Origin of the sequence: Streptomyces sp. NPDC048383, assembly GCF_040651775.1 — a bacterium.
GTDB lineage: Bacteria > Actinomycetota > Actinomycetes > Streptomycetales > Streptomycetaceae > Streptomyces.
Window position 1 is genome coordinate 1 of sequence record NZ_JBEZKS010000068.1, and the last position, 20,376, is coordinate 20,376.

Below are 20,376 nucleotides of genomic sequence, written 5' to 3' on the forward strand. Positions count from 1 at the left end.
CATCCACCGAAATGGACGGGGTATCAACTTTTGGCGTTGATTTTTGGCACGCTGTTGAGTTCTCAAGGAACGGACGCTTCCTTTGTACTCACCCTTTCGGGCTTTCCTCCGGGCTTCGTTCTGTGTTGTTCTGTTCTTGCGTTTCCGACTCTATCAGACTCTTTCGGGCCCGATTTCCTCGGTGCTTTCCAGGTCCTGCGCTTTCGCGCTTTCCCTTTCCGGCGATTCCGACTCTATCAGAAGCTTTCCACCGGATTTCCCGGCTTCGAGGACTGAATGGAGAGTCGAGTGTGCCCACTTGGAATTCAATTCCTGGGGGCGAGATGAGACTTTAAACCATCACTGCCGAACTTGTCCAGTTCGAGGCAACCGTTCGAATCTACCTCCCCGCATCTGCCGTGTCAACGGGGTTTGCGGGACGACGAGGAGACTAGCAGCTCGGTCGGGGCCGGCGCACATCAGGCCGCGGTGGGCAGGGTGGCCGTTCGGTCGGCCTCCTCCACGTCGCCGACTTCGCCGGCGCGGGCCGCTCGGCCGCCCAGGACGTACACGTAGACGAGGAAGGTGGCCTCGGCGGCGATGCCGATGGCGATGCGGGCCCAGGTGGGCAGGCCCGAGGGGGTGACGAAGCCTTCGATCAGGCCCGAGACGAAGAGGACCAGGGCCAGGCCGATGGCCATGCCGATGGCGGCGCGGCCCTGTTCGGCGAGAGCGGTGCGGCGGGTGCGGGGGCCCGGGTCGATGACGGTCCAGCCCAGTTTCAAGCCGGTGCCGGCGGCGACGAAGACCGCCGTCAGTTCGAGCAGGCCGTGCGGGAGGATCAGGCCGAGGAAGACGTCGAGGCGGCCGGCCGAGCTCATCAGGCCGATGCCGACGCCGAGGTTGGCCATGTTCAGGAAGAGTATCCACAGCACCGGGATGCCGAGGAACGCCCCGAGGACCAGGCAGATCGCGGCCGCCTGGGCGTTGTTCGTCCAGACCTGGGCGGCGAAGGAGGCGGCCGGGTGGCTGGAGTAGTACGTCTCGTACTCGCCGCCGGGCTCGGTGAGCTGCTTGAGCTCGGCCGGTGCCGCGATGGCTCCCTGGACCTCCGGGTGCGTGGCTATCCACCAGCCGATGAGCACGCCGAGCGCCGTGGACAGCAGGGCCGTCGGTATCCACCAGCGGCGGCTGCGGTAGACGGCCGCGGGGAAGCCCGCGGTGAAGAAGCGGGCAGCGTCGCGCCAGCTCGCGCGCCGGGTGCCGGTCACCGTGGAGCGGGCGCGGGCGACGAGTTGGGTGAGGCGGGCCGTGAGCATCGGGTCGGGTGCGCTCGACTGCACCAGGGAGAGGTGGGTGGAGGTGCGCTGGTAGAGCGCGACGAGTTCGTCGGCCTCCGCTCCGGTGAGCTTCCGGCCGCGGCCGAGGAGCTGCTCCAGGCGGGCCCACTCGGCCTGGTGGGCCACCACGAAGACGTCGAGATCCATCCGGTTACCGCTCCCCTGCCCCAGGCCACCCGATTCGGCTTACTACTCCTGTGGTCAGCTTGGCAGACTGGGCCCCACAGGGGCGGATCAGGTCGGTGAAAGGTGGACGCGTGAGCGATCTGGTGACGGGGGACGCTGTCGTTCTGGGGCTGCGGCCCGCGAGGCTGCCGAGCCGGGCCCTCGCGATCGTGGTCGACCTCACCGTGTACCTCGTCGGCTACGGGGTCGTCAGCATCGGTCTGGTCGCCGCCACGTACGGGTTGGACCGCGCCCTGCAGGCCGCCGTGGCCGTGGCGAGCTTCCTTTTGTTGCTGGTCGGCGTGCCGATCGCGGTGGAGACGCTGACCCACGGGAAGTCGCTGGGGAAGATGGCCTGTGGGTTGCGGGTGGTGCGCGAGGACGGCGGGCCGATCCGGTTCCGGCACGCGCTGGTGCGCGGCGCCATGGGCGTCGTGGAACTGCTGATGACCATGGGGGTCGTGGCCTGCGTCTCCTCGCTGGTGTCGGAGCGTGGGCGGCGCCTCGGTGACGTGTTCGCGGGGACGTTGGTGATCCGCGAGCGGGTGCCGGGGGCGCGGGTGATGCCGGTGCCCCCGCCGCCGCCGTGGCTGGCCGGGCGGTTCACCGCGCTGGACCTCTCGACGGTGCCGGACGGGCTGTGGCTGGCGGTGCGGCAGTACCTGACGCGGATGAACCAGCTGGACCCGCAGGTGGGCGCCGCCCTGGCGGCGCGGCTCGCGGACGACGTGGTGGCCCGGACCGGGACGCCGCCGCCGGCCGGGGTGCCGGCGGCCGCGTTCCTGATGGCGGTCGTGCACGAACGGCAGTCGCGGGACGCGGCCCGGGCGTTCGGCTCTCCGTCCCAGGCGGCCCAGGCGGCGCGCGCGGCGCAAGAGGCGCAGGCGGCCCGGGCCCGGCAGGCCGCACCGGCCGTGGCGCCGCCGGTCATGCCGGTCAGCGCCCCGGTGGCTCCGTACCCGGCTCCGGCCGCGGCGCCCGCCCCGCCCGAGAGTTCCGCGCCGCGGAGCGGGTTCGCACCGCCGGCCTAGGACGTCCCGAAGGTGGAGGGCGGGGTCTCCAGGTGTTCGAGTTCGATGCCGGGGGCCGCGAGGACCACGTCGCCCGCGATGTGGACGGTGTGCACCTCGCCGGTGTCCAGGGCCGTCACCCGGTACTCGTCCACCAGCAGCGGGCCGCTGTCCGTGGTGTGCTCCGCCCGGTCGAGCAGGGCCCACGCCTGGTCGACGGTACGGGCCGCCAGGACCGGGTCGGTGAGGGCGACGAGCCGGACCCGGGTGGCGGCGGCGCCGGGCGTCAGGCGCAGCAGGCGGGCCGTGGCGATGAGGAAGGCCGGTGAGGTGCCGGTGAACCCGGGGGCGTCGACGTTGCCCTCGGCGGCCTCGGAGCCGGTGGGGTCGGTGCGGACCCAGGTGACCCCGTCGATGGCGGCCCCGCGCAACTGCCAGCCGCCCGCGTTGAGTTGGAGGCGGATGGGGCGGCCGAGTTCGTCGACGGCGAGGTCGACGGAGCCGCGGTGTTCGCCGTCGGGGAAGGTCAGCTGGGCGACGTAGCGCCAGCCGGACGGGCCGGGAGCGCAGTGGAAGTGCTCCTCGCCGAGGGGGGCGTGGTCGTGCGGGTCGTGGAGCGAGTACCGGCCGCGTGGCATCGACGCGCTTTCTGCGAGGGGGGCGGGAGACGGTGGTCGGGAGACGGGATCGGGAGACGGGGCAGGCCCCCGGCACGGGTGCCGGGGGCCTGCTTCAACCTCTGCTGATCAGCGGGTGATCAGGATCAGTAGCGGTAGTGGTCCGGCTTGTACGGGCCCTCGACCTTGACGCCGATGTAGGCGGCCTGCTCGGGGCGCAGGGTGGTGAGGCGGACGCCGAGGGCGTCCAGGTGCAGGCGGGCGACCTTCTCGTCCAGGTGCTTGGGCAGCACGTAGACGTCGGTCGGGTACTCCGACGGCTTGGTGAAGAGCTCGATCTGGGCCAGGGTCTGGTCCGCGAAGGAGTTCGACATCACGAACGACGGGTGGCCGGTCGCGTTGCCCAGGTTCAGCAGGCGGCCCTCGGACAGCACGATGAGGACCTTGCCGTCGGGGAACTTCCAGGTGTGGACCTGGGGCTTGACCTCGTCCTTGACGATGCCCTCGATCTTGGCCAGGCCGGCCATGTCGATCTCGTTGTCGAAGTGGCCGATGTTGCCCACGATGGCCTGGTGCTTCATCTTGGCCATGTCGGCGGCCATGATGATGTCCTTGTTGCCGGTCGTGGTGATGAAGATGTCGGCGGTCTCGACGACGTCGTCCAGGGTGGCGACCTGGTAGCCGTCCATCGCGGCCTGCAGCGCGCAGATCGGGTCGATCTCGGTGATGACCACGCGGGCGCCCTGGCCGCGCAGGGACTCGGCGCAGCCCTTGCCGACGTCGCCGTAGCCGAAGACGACGGCGACCTTGCCGCCGATCAGGACGTCGGTGGCGCGGTTGATGCCGTCGATCAGCGAGTGCCGGCAGCCGTACTTGTTGTCGAACTTCGACTTGGTGACGGCGTCGTTCACGTTGATCGCCGGGAACAGCAGCGCGCCCTCGGCCATCATCTCGTACAGGCGGTGGACGCCGGTGGTGGTCTCCTCGGTGACACCGCGGACCTCGGACGCGAGCTGCGTCCACTTCTGCGGGGTCTCGCCGAGGGTGCGGGTCAGCACCGCGAGGATGTGGGCGTACTCCTCGGAGTCGGCCGTGGACGGGTCCGGGACGGCTCCGGCCTTCTCGAACTCGACGCCCTTGTGGACGAGGAGGGTGGCGTCACCACCGTCGTCGAGGATCATGTTCGGGCCGCCGGTGGGGGTGTTCGGCCAGGTCAGAGCCTGCTCCGTGCACCACCAGTACTCCTCCAGCGTCTCGCCCTTCCAGGCGAAGACGGGGACGCCCTGCGGGTCCTCCGGGGTGCCGTTCGGGCCGACCGCGATGGCGGCGGCCGCGTGGTCCTGGGTGGAGAAGATGTTGCAGGAGGCCCAGCGGACGTCGGCGCCGAGGGCGACGAGGGTCTCGATGAGCACGGCCGTCTGCACGGTCATGTGCAGGGAGCCCGTGACGCGCGCGCCGGCCAGCGGCTGGGCCTCGGCGTACTCGCGACGGATCGACATCAGACCCGGCATCTCGTGCTCGGCCAGGGTGATCTCCTTGCGGCCGAAAGCGGCAAGGGAAAGGTCTGCGACCTTGAAGTCCATGGGTGCTGCTCCTCATGGTTCGAGAGGGGTGGGTACGGCTGAGCCGCGCGCCGTCCGTGCCTGGGCAGGGCGGGGCACCGAGCACAGTCCGTCGGGGGCCCTCTCTCCCCTCGGCCGGTCACGGGGACCGCCCGACCGCCATCAGCAGCGACGCCTGACACTGATGACGAATCTACACCGATCGGCGCAGCGTGCCCCAGTCGGCCGGGAAACAAGTCGCCGCTCTTTCGGGGACCTCCGGCGGAACGGTTCGGGGCCTTTCGGACTTTTGATCCGCCCCTTATGTGGGAGAGGATGCCAAGGGATCGGGGCGCAAGCGACGCGATCTCGTTGGCCCACGGCGTGAAGGAGATTCCAGTGACCAGTCCAGCCGGCCGTCCCGGGGACGCGGGAGCGAGCGGGCGCGAACGCCTGAAGCTCGTCGCCGTCACGGCGTGCCCCACGGGCATCGCGCACACGTACATGGCCGCCGAGAAGCTCCAGCAGGCCGCCGCCGAGCTGGGCGTGGACATCAAGGTGGAGACGCAGGGCTCGATCGGGGCCGAGAACGTGCTCTCTGACAACGATGTCAGGGAGGCGGACGGGGTCATCATCGCGGCCGACAAGGAGGTCGACCGCGAGCGCTTCGCCGGCAAGCGCGTGCTGTCGACCGGGGTCGCGGACGGCGTCCACAGGCCGAAGGAACTGATCGAGCGGGTGCGGACCGCGCCGGTCCAGGAGGGTTCGGTCGCGGCGGCGGGCGGCGGGGCCGGCGGCAAGGAGCGCAGCCTCGCCTACAAGGCGCTGATGAACGGCGTCTCGTACATGATCCCGTTCGTGGTGGTCGGCGGGCTGCTGATCGCGATCGCCCTGGCGCTGGGCGGTCACGCCACGGCCGAGGGGTACGCGGTGACGCCGGGCACCTTCTGGGACCACGTCTTCCAGATCGGCGCCCTCGGCTTCACCCTGATGATCCCGATCCTGTCCGGCTACATCGCGTACGCCATCGGCGACCGGCCGGCGCTGGTGCCCGGCATGATCGGCGGGTTCATCGCGAACACCGGCGCCCTCTACGACTCCAAGTCGGGCGCGGGCTTCATCGGCGCGATCGTGACGGGTTTCCTGGCCGGCTATCTGGTCCTGTGGATCAAGAAGGTCAAGGTTCCGAAGGTCGTCCAGCCGATCATGCCGATCATCGTGATCCCGATCGTCGCGACGACGGCGCTGGGTCTGTTCTTCATCTACGTCGTCGGCAAGCCGATCTCGTGGGTCTTCGAGAGCCTGACGAGTTGGCTGTCCGGCATGACCGGAACCAGCGCGATCCTGCTCGGGGCCCTGCTCGGCCTGATGATCGCCTTCGACATGGGCGGCCCGGTCAACAAGACGGCCTTCCTCTTCGGTACGGGCCTCATCGCGTCCGGCAACTACGCGGTCATGGGCATGTGCGCGGCGGCCATCCCGGTCATGCCGCTCGGTCAGGGCCTGGCGACGGTGCTGCGCCGCAAGCTGTACTCCGAGCAGGAACGCGATACGGGCATGGCGGCGCTCTTCATGGGCGTGTTCGGCATCTCGGAGGGCGCGATCCCGTTCGCGGCGGCCCGGCCGGCCGTCGTCATCCCGGCGAACATGCTCGGCGGCGCGGTGGCGGGTGCCATCGCGGGCGTCGCGGGCGTCGGTGACCACGTACCGCACGGCGGTCCGATCGTGGCCGTGCTGGGCGCGGTCGGCGGGGTGGGCTGGTTCCTCGTCGCGATCGCGGCGGGCACCGTGGTGACCGCGCTGACCACGAACGCGCTGATCGAGATCAAGGAACGCCGCGCCGCCGGCGCCGCGCGGCCCGCCGCCGGGCCGCCCGTACCGGCCGTCGCGGGCGCGGGGGCGGGCGTCCTTCCCGGTACGGGAACGGGCCCGGCCGCCGTGGGCGGCGCCGCGGCCGGGGGGACGGCCGTGCTGACGAAGTCCGCGCCCGCCCCGGGCGTGGTGGAGCCGCCGGAGGTGCTGTCCGGGTACCTGACGGAGCGGACGGTCAGGACCGAGCTGGTCTCGGACTCCAAGGAGGCGGCGATCCGGGAGATGGCCGAGATGCTGGCCGGCACCGGCAACGTCCGCGACGTGGAGGAGCTCGTACGGGTCGCCCTGGCGCGGGAGGCTCAGGGGACGACGGGCCTCGGCGAGTCCATCGCGATCCCGCACGCCAAGACCGACGCGGTGGCACGGCCCACGGTCGGGTTCGCCCGGTCGACGGAGGGCATCGAGTGGGGCGCCCCGGACGGGACGAAGGCCCGGCTGGTCTTCATGATCTCGGTGCCGGAGGCCGCCGCCGGTGACGAGCACCTGCGGATCCTGGCGCTGCTGTCGCGCAAGTTGATGGACTCCGCGTTCCGGGAGCGGCTCCAGAGCGCGCCGGACGCGCCGGCCGTCCTGGAAGTGCTGCGGGAGATCCGCTAGCCGGCGCGGCGACCGTACACAGGAGGGCCCCCGCAGCCGGTCGGCTGCGGGGGCCCTCCTGGGTGTCCGGGGCACCGCGGGTCACTTGACCTCGGGGGCCGGGGCCGTCGGGTCGAAGATGTCCGGCTCCAGGTAGATCACGCGGGCGATCGGCACCGCCTCGCGGATGCGGGCCTCGGCGGCGTTGATGGCCCGGGCCACCTCCGTCGCGGTGTCGTCGTGCTCGACGGCGATCTTCGCGGCGACCAGCAGTTCCTCGGGGCCGAGGTGCAGGGTGCGCATGTGGATGATGCGGGTGACGACCTCGCCGTCGACGATGGCGGCCTTGATCTTCTCGACCTCGTCGGTGCCGGCGGCCTCACCGAGCAGCAGCGACTTGGTCTCGGCGGCCAGCACGATGGCGATGACGATCAGCAGGATGCCGATGCACAGGGTGCCGATGCCGTCCCAGACGCCGTTGCCGGTGACGAGGGCGATGCCGACGCCGCCGAGTGCCAGCACCAGGCCGACGAGTGCGCCCAAGTCCTCCAGCAGGACGACGGGGAGCTCGGGGGCCTTGGCCCGCTTGATGAACTGGCTCCAGGTCTGCCCGCCGCGGATCTCGTTCGACTCCTTGATCGCGGTGCGGAAGGAGAAGGACTCCGCGATGATCGCGAAGATGAGGACGCCGACGGGCCAGTACCAGGCCTCGATCGCGTGCGGGTGGTTGATCTTCTCGATGCCCTCGTAGATGGCGAACATGCCACCGACGGTGAAGAGCACGATGGAGACGAGGAAGGCGTAGATGTAACGCTCTCGCCCGTACCCGAAGGGGTGTTGCGGGGTCGCCTCGCGCTTGGCCTTCTTTCCGCCGAGGAGCAGCAGCCCCTGGTTGCCGGAGTCGGCGAGCGAGTGGACGCTCTCCGCGAGCATCGACGAGGAGCCGCTGAAGAGGAATGCCACGAATTTGGCTACGGCGATGGCGAGGTTGGCGGCGAGTGCCGCCACGATCGCCCTGGTACCGCCCGACGCGCTCATGGGTGCTGGATGTCCCTTCCTAGCCACTGACTACGGCGGCACATTGTGTCAAACGATCGCGCCCCGGGGGCTGCGTCAGATCACCACGGTGGCACGGAAAACCGTGCCCGATCCGGACAGTTCGACCTTTTCGCCCGCCGGGACGAAGACCGACTCGCCCGGTGCGAGGGTCAGTTCGCCGGCCCGGGGAGCGCCGGCCGTGCAGAGCAGGATCTGCGGGCCGGCGTCCGGCAGGGTCTGCGGAGCGCCGCCCGGAGCCAACAGGAAGCGGGAGAGCCGGAACTCGTCGACGGGGGTCTCGTAGACCTCCTCGCCGTCGGCCTCGGGGCGCATGACGCCCGGGACGCTCGGCTCGAAGATGACGACCTTGAGCAGTTCGGGGACGTCCACGTGCTTGGGCGTCAGCCCACAGCGCAGCACGTTGTCCGAGTTGGCCATCAGTTCGACGCCGAGGCCGTCGATGTAGGCGTGCGGGATGCCCGCGCCCAGGAACATGGCCTCGCCGGGCTGGAGCCGTACGTGGTTGAGCAGCATGGCCGCGATGACGCCCGGGTCGCCGGGGTAGTCGTGGACGAGTCCCGCGTACGGGGCGTACGGCCCGCCGAGCCGTTCGGCGGCGGCCGCGGCCTCGGTGACCGTACGGGCCGTCTCGGCGCGGTCCGCGCTCAGGACGGCGGTGAGCACCTCGCGCAGCGCCGCCTCCTGCGGGTGGGCGCGCAGCAGGTCGGCGTACGGCTTGAGCGAGTCGACGCCGAGGCCTTCGAGCAGCGCGGCGGCCTCCAGCGGCGGGCGGAAGCCGCACAGGCCGTCGAAGGGGGTGAGCGCGCAGAGCAGCTCGGGCTTGTGGTTGGCGTCCTTGTAGTTGCGGTGGCCCGCGTCGACGGGGACGCCGCGGCGCTCCTCGTCCGCCCACCCCTCCTTGGCCTGCGCCAGGTCGGGGTGGACCTGGAGGGAGAGCGGGGCGCCCGCGGCGAGGATCTTGAGCAGGAAGGGCAGTCGTGGGCCGAACTTGGCGACGGTGGCGGCGCCCAGCTCGCCTTCGGGGTCTGCCGCGATGACGTCCGCGAGGGTGGTGGCGACCGCGCCGCGCTCCAGCCGGGACGGGGCGCCGGGGTGGGCGCCCATCCACATCTCGGCCTGCGGTTCACCGGTGGGCTCGACCCCGAGGAGGGTCGGGATGGCGGTGGTGGATCCCCAGGCGTAGGGGCGGATCGTGTTCGTCAGGCGGTCCATCGTCGTCTTCCTGGATCTGAAGTGTGGTCGGGCACGGGTGCGTTCCTCAGCCGTGGCCCCGGGTCGTCAGCGCCAGGTAGGCGGTGGCGAAGTCCGTGATGGCGAGGAGCTCGGCGAGTTGTTCCAACTCTCCGCCCTCCTCCGGTTCGAGCTCGCTGATGGCCGTGTCGTGGCTGAGGGCGAGCTCGCGGGCGGCCGGTGCGGCGGTGAGTCCGCCGGTTGGCCGGTCGCGCAGCAGGACGATGCGGGCGCGCAGGGCCCGGGGCTCGTCGACGCGGTCGCGGAAGAAGTCGTCGGGGTCGGCGCCGGCGGCGAACGACCCGGCGAGCAGGACCCCGTGTGCGGGCAGCGCCTCGGGGAGTTCGGCGGCGATGGCGGGCCGACCGGCCAGCTCGGCGAGGATCGCGGCGAAGCGGCGGCCGGCGGGGCCCGCGGCGCCCCCCTCGCTCCAGATGAGCGGGAGGGAGTCGGCGAGTTCGGTCGCCAGGGTCTTGGCCGGGTTGGAGTAGGTGACGATGGCGGGCCCGCAGCGCTCGGCGGTGCGGTCGAGCCGGTCGGCCACCCGCTGGAGGACGTCGGGGGCGGCGGCGACCAGCCCGAGCTTGTCCAGCAGCACGAGCAGCGGGGTCAGCAGCGCCCACAGGGCGCCGGGTCCGGCCGCGGCGGACTCGTCGTACTCCTGGTACGGGGCCTTGGCCATCGGTACGAGGACCCCGTGCGCGCCGTCCACGGCCTCGCCGAGCGGGGAGCGTTCGGGGGCGACGGCGACGACGCTGCTGCCGCGCCGGTAGGCCTGCTCGGCGAGGAGGGCGAGGCCGGGCTCGGTGCCGTCGGTGGTGACCATCAGCAGCAGGTCCACGGGCCCGGCCCAACCGGGGAGCGTCCAGCGTAGGGCCCCGGCGGCGTGCGCGACGCCGGTCGGGTGGAGCCGGATGACGGGGGCCGAGGCGCCCGCGAGGGCGCCGAGGAGGTCGGCGACGCCGGCGGCGGCGGTGCCGGGACCCGCGATGAGCACCGCGCGGGGGCGCCCGTCGGGGCGCAGGTCGGCGATGCCGGCCTCGGCCGCGTGCCGTGCGGCGGTACGGACTCTGGCCCCGGCGTCGGCTGCGCCGCGCAGCAGGCCGCGGCGGTCGGCACGGGCGAGATCGTCCGGTGCGTCGAGGAGTGGCTCGTCGAGCATGGCGGCCTCCGGCGGTGTTGACGGATCCGGGGTGGTGGAACCGGTCTCAGCGTCTGCGGTCTGCGCGGGGGGGGTGCGGATACGGGGTGCGGCCCGGGTTCAGGCGGGGCGGCGGGCCTCGTCGACGAGGAGGACCGGGATGCCGTCGCGGACCGGGTACGCGAGGCCGCAGTCCTGGCCGGTGCAGATCAGCTCGGGTGCGCTCTCGTCGGCCGACTTGTCCTCAAGGGGCGAGTGGCAGGCGGGGCAGGCGAGGATCTCCAGGAGGCCGGCTTCGAGCGGCATGGGGCGGTTCCCTTCGGGATGCGGATCGGGCGAGGTCAGCGTACCGCCGAGTCACCCGCGGCGCGGCCCTGAGGGGTGGTCGGGTGCGGCCGCACCGGGGGCGGGCCGAAAACCGGACCCCGGCCCGTCGTGGGACGGGGCCGGGGTCCGGGGGCCGTGCGGTCGGGCGCGGCCCGTCAGGCGCGGACGAGCGCGAGGACCTCGTCGCGGACCTTGGCCAGGGTGGCCTCGTCGCGCGCCTCGACGTTGAGGCGCAGCAGCGGCTCGGTGTTCGAGGGGCGCAGGTTGAACCACCAGTCGGCGGCGGAGACCGTGAGGCCGTCCAGCTCGTCGAAGGTGACGCCGTCGGCGTCGGCGTAGGCGGCCTTGACCTCGGCGGTGCGGGCGGCCTGGTCGGCGACGGTCGAGTTGATCTCGCCGGAGCCGACGTAGCGGTCGTATTCGGCGACGAGCGCGGAGAGGGTGCCCTCCTGGCCGCCGAGGGCCGCCAGGACGTGGAGCGCGGCGAGCATGCCGGTGTCCGCGTTCCAGAAGTCCTTGAAGTAGTAGTGCGCGGAGTGCTCGCCGCCGAAGATGGCGCCCGAGGAGGCCATCTCGGCCTTGATGAAGGAGTGGCCGACGCGGGTGCGGACGGGGGTGCCGCCCTTTTCGCGCACGACCTCCGGCACGGACCACGAGGTGATCAGGTTGTGGATGATCGTGCCCTCGCCACCGTTGCGGGCCAGCTCGCGGGCCGCGACCAGGGCGGTGATCGCGGACGGGGAGACGCCCGCGCCGCGCTCGTCGACGACGAAGCAGCGGTCGGCGTCGCCGTCGAAGGCGAGGCCGAGGTCGGCGCCCTCGGCCAGGACGCGGGCCTGGAGGTCGACGATGTTCTTCGGGTCGAGGGGGTTGGCCTCGTGGTTCGGGAAGGTCCCGTCCAGCTCGAAGTACAGGGGGACGAGGTCCAGCGGGAGGCCCTCGAAGACGGTGGGAACGGTGTGGCCGCCCATGCCGTTGCCCGCGTCGACGACGACCTTGAGCGGGCGGATGGCGGCGAGGTCGACCAGGCCCTTGAGGTGCTCGGCGTAGCCGACCAGGGTGTCCTGCTCGGTGACGGTGCCCGGGACGGTGCCTGCGGGGATCGCGGGGGCGCCCTCGTCGGTCCACTTCTCGGCGAGCTCGCGGATGGTGGCCAGGCCGGTGTCCTGACCCACGGGCGCGGCGCCGGCGCGGCAGAGCTTGATGCCGTTGTACTGGGCCGGGTTGTGGGAGGCCGTGAACATCGCGCCGGGCAGGTTCAGGCTGCCGGAGGCGTAGTACAGCTGGTCCGTGGAGCACAGCCCGATGAGGGTGACGTCGACGCCGCGGGCGGCCGCGCCGCGGGCGAAGGCGCCGGACAGGCCGGGCGAGGAGGGGCGCATGTCATGGCCGACGACGATCGCCGTCGCACCCGTGACCTCGACGAAGGCAGCACCGAACAGCTCGGCCAGGGGCTCGTCCCACTCGTCCGGTACGACGCCACGTACGTCGTATGCCTTGACGATGTTCGAAAGATCTGCGGCCACTGCCTGCCCTCCTGAAGGTTCTGTGCGGTGGGGCAAACCTACCTTGTGGGGAAGAACCCCTGTTCGGACGATCCGCGTCTCAGGAATCGGGCGAACGCAGGACGCGCAGGTGTCCGCGACGGGTCTCGCCGGTGCTCTGCGGACCGGCTCCGGTGCCGCGGGCCTCGGCCGCGCGCTCCGGCGGACGAGCCGCCTCCCGGACCGCGTTGGCCAGGGCTTCGAGGTCGTCCCCGCTCGGGCGGGACGGGCCGGAACCGTCCGACAGGCGTACGACGTCCCAGCCGCGCGGGGCGGTCAGGCGCTCCGAGTGCTCGGCGCACAGGTCGTAGCAGTGGGGTTCGGCGTAGGTGGCGAGCGGACCGAGAACTGCGGTCGAGTCGGCGTAGACGTACGTCAGTGTGGCGACGGCAGGGCGGCCGCACGCGGTGCGCGAACAGCGACGTACAAGGCTCACGACGTTGGACGGTACCGCACTCTTGACCGGGCCGCGACGACTCACCCCCCGGCCGGGGGGCCGTGTCGTGCTCACCGGGCCCCGGAATCAAGGGGCTTCGGGTTGCCGGCGGGTCCCGATCACGGCCGTACCACCAGGGTCCCGAGGCGGGTGCGACACCGTCCCGTGGTCGGATCGAAGCCCTGCCGGACGGCGGGGTGAGGGCTACGCTGCGGGGGTGACGGACAGCGCCCTTCCTCCCCGCCCGACCCCTTCCGCCGAGACCCCGCACGCGCCGGGTCCGCGGCGCCGCGACCGGCACGGACGGGGGATGCGCGGGCCGTTGGCGCCGCCCCAGGTGCCGCTGGCGGCGAGCCGGGCGGAGCTGTTCGGTGACCACGTACGGGATTCGGTGGAGCGGCTGGAGCGGCGCTGGCCGCAGTTGGACGAGGTGGAGTTCGTCGTCGCGGACGTGCCCGGCCCGCCGGGCGGTCCGGAGAGCGGCTGGAACGACGAGGCGGTGCCGTTGGGCGGGCTGATCGAGGCCCGCGACGGGCGGCCGGCCCGGATCGTGGTGTTCCGGCGGCCCGTGGAGATCCGGGCCAAGACGCGGGACGAGCGGGCGCTGCTGGTGCACGAGATCGTGGTGGAGCAGGTCGCGGAGCTGCTGGGGCTCTCGCCGGAGACGGTGGACCCCCGGTACGGGCAGGACTGAGCCCGCGGCGGCGACGGCGGGCGGCCGGCCCGTACGGCGGACTTGAGCGGACCTAGCGGCCCTCAGCGGCCCTCAGCGGCCCTCAGCGGACCAGGATCGACGGGTCCTCGACGGCCTTCGGGACGGAGACGGTGGACTGGTCGTCGGAGAAGGTCTGCACCGTGAACATCGGGATCCCGTCGTGCGGCAGGGTCAGGGTGCGGGCGGCGTGGACCGGGCCGCCGGAAAGGGTCTCGACGGTCAGGGCGTAGGAGCCCTTGCCGCCCGCCGGGGCGGGAGGCGGGGTCACGGCGAGGGTGGTGCCCGCCTTGACGGTGAACTCCCTGACCTCCGGCGTCCCGCCCTCGGTGCCCGGGGAGGCCGTGACGCGGACCTTCGCGTCGGCGCCGACGGCGGTGAGGGCCGGCGCGGTCGCCCTGTCCTGCGTCCGGTTGTCCGCGACGGTCGCCCGCGCGCCGACGGGGCCGCTCGCCGCGATGAAGCCGAGTTCCTGCTTGGCACCGGCGCCGCGGACCACGCGCAGGGCCGCGACGACCGGTACGGCCCTCTTCGGGTCCGTCGGGGCCAGCAGGAGCGAGCCCGCCTCGCCGCGAGTGACGTCGCCGAGGTCGACGCCCGCCGTCATGCCGGCCTTGAGGTGGAGCTGCTCGTTGCCCGCCGGGCTGATCGGCCCGGTCGGCCCGGCCAGCTTCAGGGAGAGGTCGGCGTCCTCCTGGCCGGGGGCGAAGGCGACGAGGCGCACGGAGGTGGCGTCCGCGGGGATGCCGGGCAGCACGAGGCTGCCGGAGGGGCCGAAGGAGGCGGGCAGCCAGTCGGCGCCGACGCCGTCCTCGGCGATCTGCGCGGAGGCCCCGACCCGGCCCGAACTGGTCGTCACGTGCGCGGTGACCGCGGGCAGATGGGCGTCCTGGGCCAGGGAGGACAGCAGGACCTTCACGGTGGAGCGGGGCTCGACCGCGATGACGCTGTCGGCGGTCCCCGGCTTGCCCTTGACCAGCCCCTCCGGGCCGTACAGCGCGATGTCGACCTCGGCGACGGTGTCGTCCGGGTTGGTGAGGTGGACGTAGTCCTGGCGGCCCTTGGCGGTGCTGACTCCGGGGAACCAGAAGTCGGTGCCGGGCGTGGTGCAGGAGACTCCGAGCAGGCCGCGGGCCTGGCCGACGGAGACCTTGGTGGTCTGCTGGGCGGTCCAGCCGGGGGCCAGGACCCCCTCGGCGACCCCCGTCAGCGCCGGGGCCTCGGCGCCGGAGGCGGTGGCTCCGACGGGCTTTCCGGGCTCTTTCGGCTCCAGGACGGCCTTGCCGTCCTTGGTGAGCAGCCGGGCCGCGCCGTGGCCGTCGGCCTTGCCGGGGGTCAGGGAGGCGTACGTGGTCTCGGCGATGTCCGAGGAACTGGGCGCGGGGCACACCAGCAGGGACCGCTCCACCGGCATGCGGGAGGCGGCCTCCTGCCGGGCCGCGACGGCCGGTGCGGAGGCGGGGGCGGTCAGGAAGGCCAGTCCGGTGACGGCGGCCAGCGCCAACGTCACCGCCGCCGGCGTCAGGAGGGCGCGCTGCTTCATTGCTGGTGGCTCCCGTCCGGACGCGGGTCGTGCTGTCCGTAGGCGTCGTACGGCTGGTCGTACTCGTACGGGTGGGGCTGCTGTTGTTGCTGTTGCTGTTGGTGTGGGAACGGCGGCTGTTGCTGCTCCGGCTGCGGGTACGGCTCGGCGTACCCCGGGTGCGGCTGTTGCCGCTCCGGCCGGCCCTCGTACGGGTAGGGGGCGTCGTAGGCGTACGTCTCCTCCCCGTACACCTGCTGCGCCGGGATCTGCGCGTACGGGTCGGCGATCGCTTCGGCCGGCGCCGGCTCCGGCGCGGACGCGGCGCCGGCGCGCAGCCGGCGGGCGCGGCGGCCCTCGCCGGGCTCGCCCGGGCCGGAGCCGTTGGGGGCCGAAGCGGCGGTGTCCCCCTCGGGGAGGTCGTCGTCGAGGCGGGCGGCGCGGCCCGGGAGGGCCATGACGAGCAGGACGAGGGCGAGCAGGCCCTGTGCCCAGTGCCAGGCGTCGCGGGTGAGGGAGTCCTGGTGGACGAGGTCGAGGCGGCCGCCCTCGCGGGGCAGTTCGAAGCCCTGGGCCCAGCCGTCGAGGGTGGTGGGGGTCAGCGGCTTCCCGTCGAGGGTGGCCCGCCAGCCCGGGTCGGCCCGGTCCGCGACGCGCAGGGTGCGGCCCTCCTCGCCGGCCGGGATCCTGGCGTGGGCCTCGACGGGGCCGGCGTCGACGGCGATCGGGGCCCGGCCCTCCTTGCCGTCGAGCACGGAGACGCGGGCGGGCAGCCGCTGGACCTCCCACAGGGCGGTGCCGTTCTCCTGGTGGCGCTGCCTGAGGCCGGGGGTGCCGTCGAGGACGCGCCGCATCCGTTCGGGGCCGCCGGGCGGGATCATCACGTAGCGGACGGCGAAGGCGCCGAGTTGCTCGGAGTGGTTGGCGCCGGATCCGGAGACCAGGCCGGCGACGGCCTTGGCGAGGCGCGGTTCGCTGCCGGCGGCGGCGAGGAGTTCGGCGTCGCCCAGGCGGGCGCCGGAGCCCCGGACCAGGGTGTAGGAGACGGTGGCGGGCGAGTCGCCGCCGAGGACCAGGGTGCGGGTGCGGTTGCTGTCGGCGGACTGTTCCGCGACGACGGCGGGGACCTGGACGGCGTCGCGGCGCCGCAGCGGCCCGTCTGCCCCGGCCGCGCCCCACAGGGCGGCGGCGCACAGCGGTCCGGCCGCGGCGGCGAGCGCGACGAGCACGGCGAGGGGTTGGCGCCAGCCGAAGCTGCGGGCGGCGACCCGGTCGCGGGCGCCGTCGGCGCCGATGGCGGCGGCGGCGAGGAGGCCGAGTCCGTACAGCAGGGTGGCGGGCCCGGCCCAGCCGCCGCGGTTGAGGAGGACGGCGAGCAGCAGTCCGGCGAGGGCGGCGGTCCAGGCGGTGCGTACGGCGAACCGCCGGTCGGCGCGGAGCAGGGCGGCGAGGGCGGCGAGGACGGCGCCGGCGAAGAGCGGGGCGCTGCCGGTGCCGGGCCCGCCGGGGCCGGCACCGAGCAGGTCGAGGGGGCCGGCGGGGGCGCCCGCCCAGGGCAGCCCGGCTTCGTCGAGGAAGCGGCCGGGGTGGGTGAGGAGCCCCAGGGACCAGGGGGCGAGGACCAGGAGCGGTACGGCGAGGGTGACCAGGAGCCGGAGGGCGTACCTGGTGCGGCGGGCCCGGCGTACGAGCAGTGCGACCACCCCGAGTACGGCGGCGAGCGGCCACACGACGGGGGTGAAGGCGGTGGCCAGGGTCAGCAGCAGGGTGTAGGTCCACAGCGCGCGCCGGCCGCCCTGCGGGCCGGCGCCGTCCGGGCCGTCCGCGAAGCCCGCGGCGGCGACGGCGGAGCGGGCGATCAGGGGGAGGAGCACGGCGAGGACGGCGGTGCCGAGGCGGCCGCCGGCGAGGGCGCCGGTGACGGCGGGCAGGAAGGCGTAGGCGACGGCGGCCCAGGCGCGCAGCAGTCGGGAGGTGACGAGCGGCCGGGACGCGAAGTAGGCGGTGAGTCCGGCGAGCGGCACCGAGCAGACGAGCAGCAGGGTCAGCGCCGCCCGGGTGGAGTCGAACAGCAGGACGGAGAGGGCGCCGAGGACGGCGAGGTAGGGCGGGGCTACGGCGGTGGTGCCGATGCCGGCGGGCTGCCAGTCGGCCGTGTAGCCGCGCCACAGCTCCAGGCCGCCGGCGGGGGCGGGGAGCAGGGCGCCGCCGCTGAGGGCGCCGCCGCCGATCAGGGCGCGGCAGGCGACGAGGGAGACCAGCAGGAGCAGGGCGAAGAGGACGGGGGCCGGGTTGCGGGCGATCCGCCGGAGTCGGCCGGCGGGCGCGGGTTCCAGGTGGTCGGCGTCCTCGGAGCCGGGCCCGGGCTCCGGGGCGCCGCCGTGGCGGCCGGCGGCGTGGCGGTCGGTGTCGCGGTCGGAGCCGAGGTACCCGAGGAACTGTTCGGCGCGGGCGCGCAGGCCGGCGCCGGGGGGCGGGAACAGGGGGCGCAGTTCGGCGGCGGGAACGACGGGCTTGCGGCGGGCCTTGCGGGCGGCGAGGAGCCGGCCGGGCCTGAGCAGGGTGGTGAGCAGGCCGGTGATCTCGTCGACGGCTTGGCCGGGGGCCTTGCCGACGAGGTAGCCGAGGGTGCGCAGTAGGGTGCCGAGGAGGAGGCGGAGCAGGACGAGGGGCAGGGCCCGGCCGGAGGTGTTGGCCAGCACGGTGTGGACGGCGCCGGCCTTGTCGACGCGGTGGGCGCCGACGGCAAAGCGGCCGGCGCAGTCGACGGTGCGGCGTTCGCGGGCAGCGGCCTCGGCGTGACGCAGGACGGCTTCGGGGGCGACGAGGACGTCGTGGCCGGCGCTGTGGGCGCGCCAGCAGAGGTCGACGTCGTCGCGCATGAGGGGCAGTCGGCGGTCGAAGCCGCCGAGGGCGTCGTACGCGTCGCGGCGCACGAGCATGCCGGCGGTGGAGACGGAGAGGACCGAGCGGACCTGGTCGTGCTGGCCCTGGTCCTGTTCGCGGCGGTCGAGGCCGGTCCAGCGGCGGCCGCCGCGGGCGATGGTGACGCCCACTTCGAGGAGTTGCTTCCGGTCGTACCAGCCGCGCAGTTTGGGGCCGATGACGGCGGCGTCGGGGTTGTCGTCGGCGACGCGCAGGAGTTCGGTGAGGGCGTCGGGCTCGGGGGCGCTGTCGTCGTGGAGCAGCCAGAGCCATTGGACGGGTTCGCCGTGGGGGTGTTCGGGGAGGTCGTAGGCGTCGTCGCGCCAGGTGCGGCTGACGGGGTCCCAGCCGCTGGGGCGCTTGAGGTAGGGGAGGTCCTCGGCCGTCAGGACGCCCGCGGTGCGGGCCGCTTCGTCGACGGCGGCGCCGAATCCGGTGCGTCGGGCGAGGTGCAGGACGCGTTCGCGGCCGAAGGCCTCGGTGAGCAGGCGAGCGGATTCGTCGGCGCTTCCGGTGTCGGCCGCGACGTGGTTCTGCGCGGGGCGTTCCTGGGCGAGGAGTCCGGCGAGGGTCTGGGGCAGCCAGCGGGCTCCGTCGTGGGCGACGAGGACCGCGGTGACGACGTGCCGGGGGAACTCGGGGGTGGCGGGACTCCGGTGGGAGGCCGTCGGGTTGCTGTGCAGGGACATCGCGGTACGGGCCCTCCCACCGGGGATCCGGGGGTGGTGTGCCCTCGGAGGCTGCTGGACAGCGCCCCACCCTAACGGCTGGAAAGACGACGGTCCGCCTCCTGCGGGGAAGGTGCGGGAGGCGGACCGTTTGCTCTACCGGGTCCTGCTGGTGGTGCCGTTCGATATGCGGTGGCCGGCGTTGTCGGTGCCCGGCCGGTGGTGCTCCGGGGGGTTCAGACCGCCGCCTTTTTCAGCCTGCGGCGCTCGCGCTCGGAGAGGCCGCCCCAGATGCCGAATCGCTCGTCGTTGGCGAGGGCGTACTCAAGGCATTCGGAGCGGACTTCGCAGGCGAGGCAGACCTTCTTGGCCTCGCGGGTGGAGCCGCCCTTCTCGGGAAAGAAGGACTCGGGGTCGGTCTGGGCGCACAGAGCGCGCTCCTGCCATCCGAGCTCCTCGTCCGCCTCCTCGACCAGCAGTTCCTGAAACAGCTCGGTCATGTGCGCCCCTCGCTCTGTCTGTGCGTCCCCGTGGTGATGTCGTCACTGATCGTTAGGTAACGACACGAGTGAAATTACAAGTGTGTGGCTCCTGCCCAGTCAAGCCGGGATCTGCTATTGGGCCTCTTATTCACTCTGCGGAACCAAGCCTATGCAGAAAGTGTTCATATCGCCAAAAATCGTGACACATGGCACGGGCCTCACGATGATGCGCTCTTGCCCCTTGATCGACGCGTCACTCCGAAGGAGGGGTTGCGATTCGGCCGAACATGCGGCGCGGATCACATTCCGGTCACGAGTCGAGGTCGTGGGTTTGAGGGCGGTTTCAGCGGTACTGAGCGGCACATCCCCTGGTACGGACTGCACAAACCTTTCTCCGCGCACGGTAACCGGATGAGGTGAAACTTTTCTCTCAATCCGGACATTGGGTTGACAGTGCGACCCTTCCCCCGTTCTCCTTGTTCTCATGTCAGCGCCCGCAGCCACCCGGACCCCCATTCGTGGGTTCCTGTGCGCTGCCCAGGTTCGCTGTTGCTGTTGCAGCTGTTGATGCCCCAGGAGCTCCGGCTCCCGTTGAGCACCGGCTCCCCCACAGCAACCGCCCCGCACGACTGACATCCGTCGAGGAACCCCCCACGATGAACAGCGCAGCCGCAGCCACCACGGCCCTCACCAGTGCCGCCCTCACCACCGCCGTCCCGGCCCCCACCGCCCCGGCCGTCGTCGAGAGCGACCTCCAGATCGCCGGCGACATCCTCGCCGTCCAGCACCTCCTCCAGCCGGCCCGTGAGCACCCGAGCACCATCGCCGAGTTCGTCGGCCTCGCCCGTTCGATCGCCGCCGACCGCGCCGGCTGGGAGCACCTGGTCCAGTACGACGCCACCACCCGCTGGTACCACCGCCTGCGCACCGGCCCCGGCTACGAGGTCTGGCTGCTCAGCTGGGTCCCCGGGCAGGGCAGCGGCCTCCACGGGCACGGCGACTCCTCCGGCGTCCTGACCGTCCTGGACGGCGAACTCACCGAGCACAACGCGCGCGGCACGCTCGCCCTCGGCCCCGGCTCCCAGCGCGTCTTCGCCCCCGGCTACGCCCACGAGGTCGTCAACGACGGCCTCGACGGAGCGGTCAGCCTGCACGTCTACTTCCCCGGCCTGACCGAGATGCCGATGCACAGCTGCTCCCCGGCCCAGCAGGCGCAGGTCACCGCCTGAC

The 20,376-nt window shown here is 72.8% G+C and carries 17 protein-coding genes; 5 read left to right on the forward strand and 12 right to left on the reverse strand.

Annotated features, from left to right (window positions below):
* The coding region (locus tag AB0D46_RS33310; protein WP_362883063.1) for a hypothetical protein at positions 1-276 on the forward strand (276 nt) is incomplete at its 5' end.
* Between the two features lie 182 nt (positions 277-458).
* Here AB0D46_RS33310 and AB0D46_RS33315 read toward each other — a convergent pair.
* A complete protein-coding gene (locus AB0D46_RS33315) occupies positions 459-1,466 on the reverse strand; it encodes a stage II sporulation protein M (protein ID WP_362883065.1) in 1,008 nt (335 codons plus the stop codon).
* Between the two features lie 110 nt (positions 1,467-1,576).
* Here AB0D46_RS33315 and AB0D46_RS33320 point away from each other — a divergent pair, with 110 nt between their 5' ends.
* Positions 1,577-2,515: an RDD family protein gene (locus AB0D46_RS33320; RefSeq protein ID WP_362883066.1), complete on the forward strand. Its 939-nt coding sequence runs from the start codon at positions 1,577-1,579 to the stop codon at positions 2,513-2,515.
* Here AB0D46_RS33320 and AB0D46_RS33325 read toward each other — a convergent pair.
* Positions 2,512-3,132 carry a hypothetical protein gene (locus AB0D46_RS33325; protein ID WP_362883068.1) on the reverse strand — a complete coding sequence of 207 codons (621 nt, stop codon included), beginning with the start codon at positions 3,130-3,132 and terminating at the stop codon, positions 2,512-2,514. The two genes, AB0D46_RS33320 and AB0D46_RS33325, sit on opposite strands and share 4 nt — an antisense overlap.
* A 125-nt stretch (positions 3,133-3,257) precedes the next feature.
* Positions 3,258-4,694, reverse strand: coding sequence for an adenosylhomocysteinase (gene ahcY / locus AB0D46_RS33330; RefSeq protein ID WP_362883070.1), 1,437 nt, complete (start codon positions 4,692-4,694; stop codon positions 3,258-3,260).
* Positions 4,695-5,051: 357 nt separating this feature from the next.
* Here ahcY and AB0D46_RS33335 point away from each other — a divergent pair, with 357 nt between their 5' ends.
* Positions 5,052-7,121 (forward strand): fructose-specific PTS transporter subunit EIIC, encoded by a 2,070-nt coding sequence (locus tag AB0D46_RS33335; RefSeq protein ID WP_362883072.1) that lies wholly within the window; start codon positions 5,052-5,054, stop codon positions 7,119-7,121.
* 81 nt (positions 7,122-7,202) lie between these two features.
* Here AB0D46_RS33335 and AB0D46_RS33340 read toward each other — a convergent pair whose 3' ends face one another.
* The 6 genes from AB0D46_RS33340 to AB0D46_RS33365 form a co-directional block, all read right to left on the reverse strand.
* On the reverse strand, positions 7,203-8,138 hold the full coding sequence (locus AB0D46_RS33340; RefSeq protein ID WP_362883074.1) for a cation diffusion facilitator family transporter: 936 nt from the start codon (positions 8,136-8,138) through the stop codon (positions 7,203-7,205).
* Between the two features lie 75 nt (positions 8,139-8,213).
* Positions 8,214-9,371, reverse strand: a complete 1,158-nt coding sequence (manA, locus tag AB0D46_RS33345) for a mannose-6-phosphate isomerase, class I (protein ID WP_362883076.1) — start codon at positions 9,369-9,371, stop codon at positions 8,214-8,216.
* Between the two features lie 46 nt (positions 9,372-9,417).
* A complete protein-coding gene (locus tag AB0D46_RS33350) occupies positions 9,418-10,551 on the reverse strand; it encodes an SIS domain-containing protein (protein WP_362883078.1) in 1,134 nt (377 codons plus the stop codon).
* 99 nt (positions 10,552-10,650) lie between these two features.
* Positions 10,651-10,836, reverse strand: coding sequence for a Trm112 family protein (locus tag AB0D46_RS33355; protein ID WP_362883080.1), 186 nt, complete (start codon positions 10,834-10,836; stop codon positions 10,651-10,653).
* A gap of 176 nt (positions 10,837-11,012) precedes the next feature.
* On the reverse strand, positions 11,013-12,383 hold the full coding sequence (locus AB0D46_RS33360) for a phosphomannomutase/phosphoglucomutase (protein WP_362883082.1): 1,371 nt from the start codon (positions 12,381-12,383) through the stop codon (positions 11,013-11,015).
* A 79-nt stretch (positions 12,384-12,462) separates the two neighbouring features.
* Positions 12,463-12,882: a DUF3499 domain-containing protein gene (locus AB0D46_RS33365; RefSeq protein WP_362883114.1), complete on the reverse strand. Its 420-nt coding sequence runs from the start codon at positions 12,880-12,882 to the stop codon at positions 12,463-12,465.
* Positions 12,883-13,147: 265 nt separating this feature from the next.
* On the opposite strand from AB0D46_RS33365, the gene AB0D46_RS33370 reads away from it, so the two are divergent.
* The gene (locus AB0D46_RS33370) at positions 13,148-13,531 is read left to right on the forward strand and encodes a metallopeptidase family protein (protein ID WP_281210154.1); all 384 of its coding nucleotides are present in this window, start codon (positions 13,148-13,150) and stop codon (positions 13,529-13,531) included.
* A gap of 82 nt (positions 13,532-13,613) precedes the next feature.
* On the opposite strand, the gene AB0D46_RS33375 is transcribed toward AB0D46_RS33370, so the two are convergent.
* The 3 genes from AB0D46_RS33375 to AB0D46_RS33385 form a co-directional block, all read right to left on the reverse strand.
* Entirely contained in the window at positions 13,614-15,092 is a 1,479-nt protein-coding gene (locus AB0D46_RS33375; RefSeq protein ID WP_362883084.1) for a DUF5719 family protein, read from the reverse strand.
* Positions 15,089-18,685 carry a glycosyltransferase family 2 protein gene (locus tag AB0D46_RS33380; RefSeq protein ID WP_362883085.1) on the reverse strand — a complete coding sequence of 1,199 codons (3,597 nt, stop codon included), beginning with the start codon at positions 18,683-18,685 and terminating at the stop codon, positions 15,089-15,091. Before AB0D46_RS33380 ends, AB0D46_RS33375 begins: the two co-directional genes overlap by 4 nt.
* Before the next feature lie 215 nt (positions 18,686-18,900).
* Positions 18,901-19,164 (reverse strand): WhiB family transcriptional regulator, encoded by a 264-nt coding sequence (locus tag AB0D46_RS33385; RefSeq protein ID WP_003983763.1) that lies wholly within the window; start codon positions 19,162-19,164, stop codon positions 18,901-18,903.
* A 638-nt stretch (positions 19,165-19,802) separates the two neighbouring features.
* Here AB0D46_RS33385 and AB0D46_RS33390 point away from each other — a divergent pair.
* Complete coding sequence (locus AB0D46_RS33390) at positions 19,803-20,375, forward strand: cysteine dioxygenase family protein (protein ID WP_362883087.1); 573 nt, start codon at positions 19,803-19,805, stop codon at positions 20,373-20,375.
* Position 20,376 lies beyond the last annotated feature (1 nt).

Excerpts from the sequence above, each read along its gene's own strand:
- AB0D46_RS33325 (WP_362883068.1), bottom strand. The coding sequence starts at position 3,132 with ATGCCACGCGGCCGGTACTCGCTCCACGACCCGCACGACCACGCCCCC.
- AB0D46_RS33385 (WP_003983763.1), bottom strand. The coding sequence starts at position 19,164 with ATGACCGAGCTGTTTCAGGAACTGCTGGTCGAGGAGGCGGACGAGGAG.
- AB0D46_RS33370 (WP_281210154.1), top strand. The coding sequence starts at position 13,148 with ATGCGCGGGCCGTTGGCGCCGCCCCAGGTGCCGCTGGCGGCGAGCCGG.
- AB0D46_RS33315 (WP_362883065.1), bottom strand. The coding sequence starts at position 1,466 with ATGGATCTCGACGTCTTCGTGGTGGCCCACCAGGCCGAGTGGGCCCGC.
- AB0D46_RS33350 (WP_362883078.1), bottom strand. The coding sequence starts at position 10,551 with ATGCTCGACGAGCCACTCCTCGACGCACCGGACGATCTCGCCCGTGCC.
- AB0D46_RS33340 (WP_362883074.1), bottom strand. The coding sequence starts at position 8,138 with ATGAGCGCGTCGGGCGGTACCAGGGCGATCGTGGCGGCACTCGCCGCC.
- AB0D46_RS33390 (WP_362883087.1), top strand. The coding sequence starts at position 19,803 with ATGAACAGCGCAGCCGCAGCCACCACGGCCCTCACCAGTGCCGCCCTC.
- manA (WP_362883076.1), bottom strand. The coding sequence starts at position 9,371 with ATGGACCGCCTGACGAACACGATCCGCCCCTACGCCTGGGGATCCACC.
- AB0D46_RS33355 (WP_362883080.1), bottom strand. The coding sequence starts at position 10,836 with ATGCCGCTCGAAGCCGGCCTCCTGGAGATCCTCGCCTGCCCCGCCTGC.
- ahcY (WP_362883070.1), bottom strand. The coding sequence starts at position 4,694 with ATGGACTTCAAGGTCGCAGACCTTTCCCTTGCCGCTTTCGGCCGCAAG.
- AB0D46_RS33380 (WP_362883085.1), bottom strand. The coding sequence starts at position 18,685 with ATGTCCCTGCACAGCAACCCGACGGCCTCCCACCGGAGTCCCGCCACC.
- AB0D46_RS33375 (WP_362883084.1), bottom strand. The coding sequence starts at position 15,092 with ATGAAGCAGCGCGCCCTCCTGACGCCGGCGGCGGTGACGTTGGCGCTG.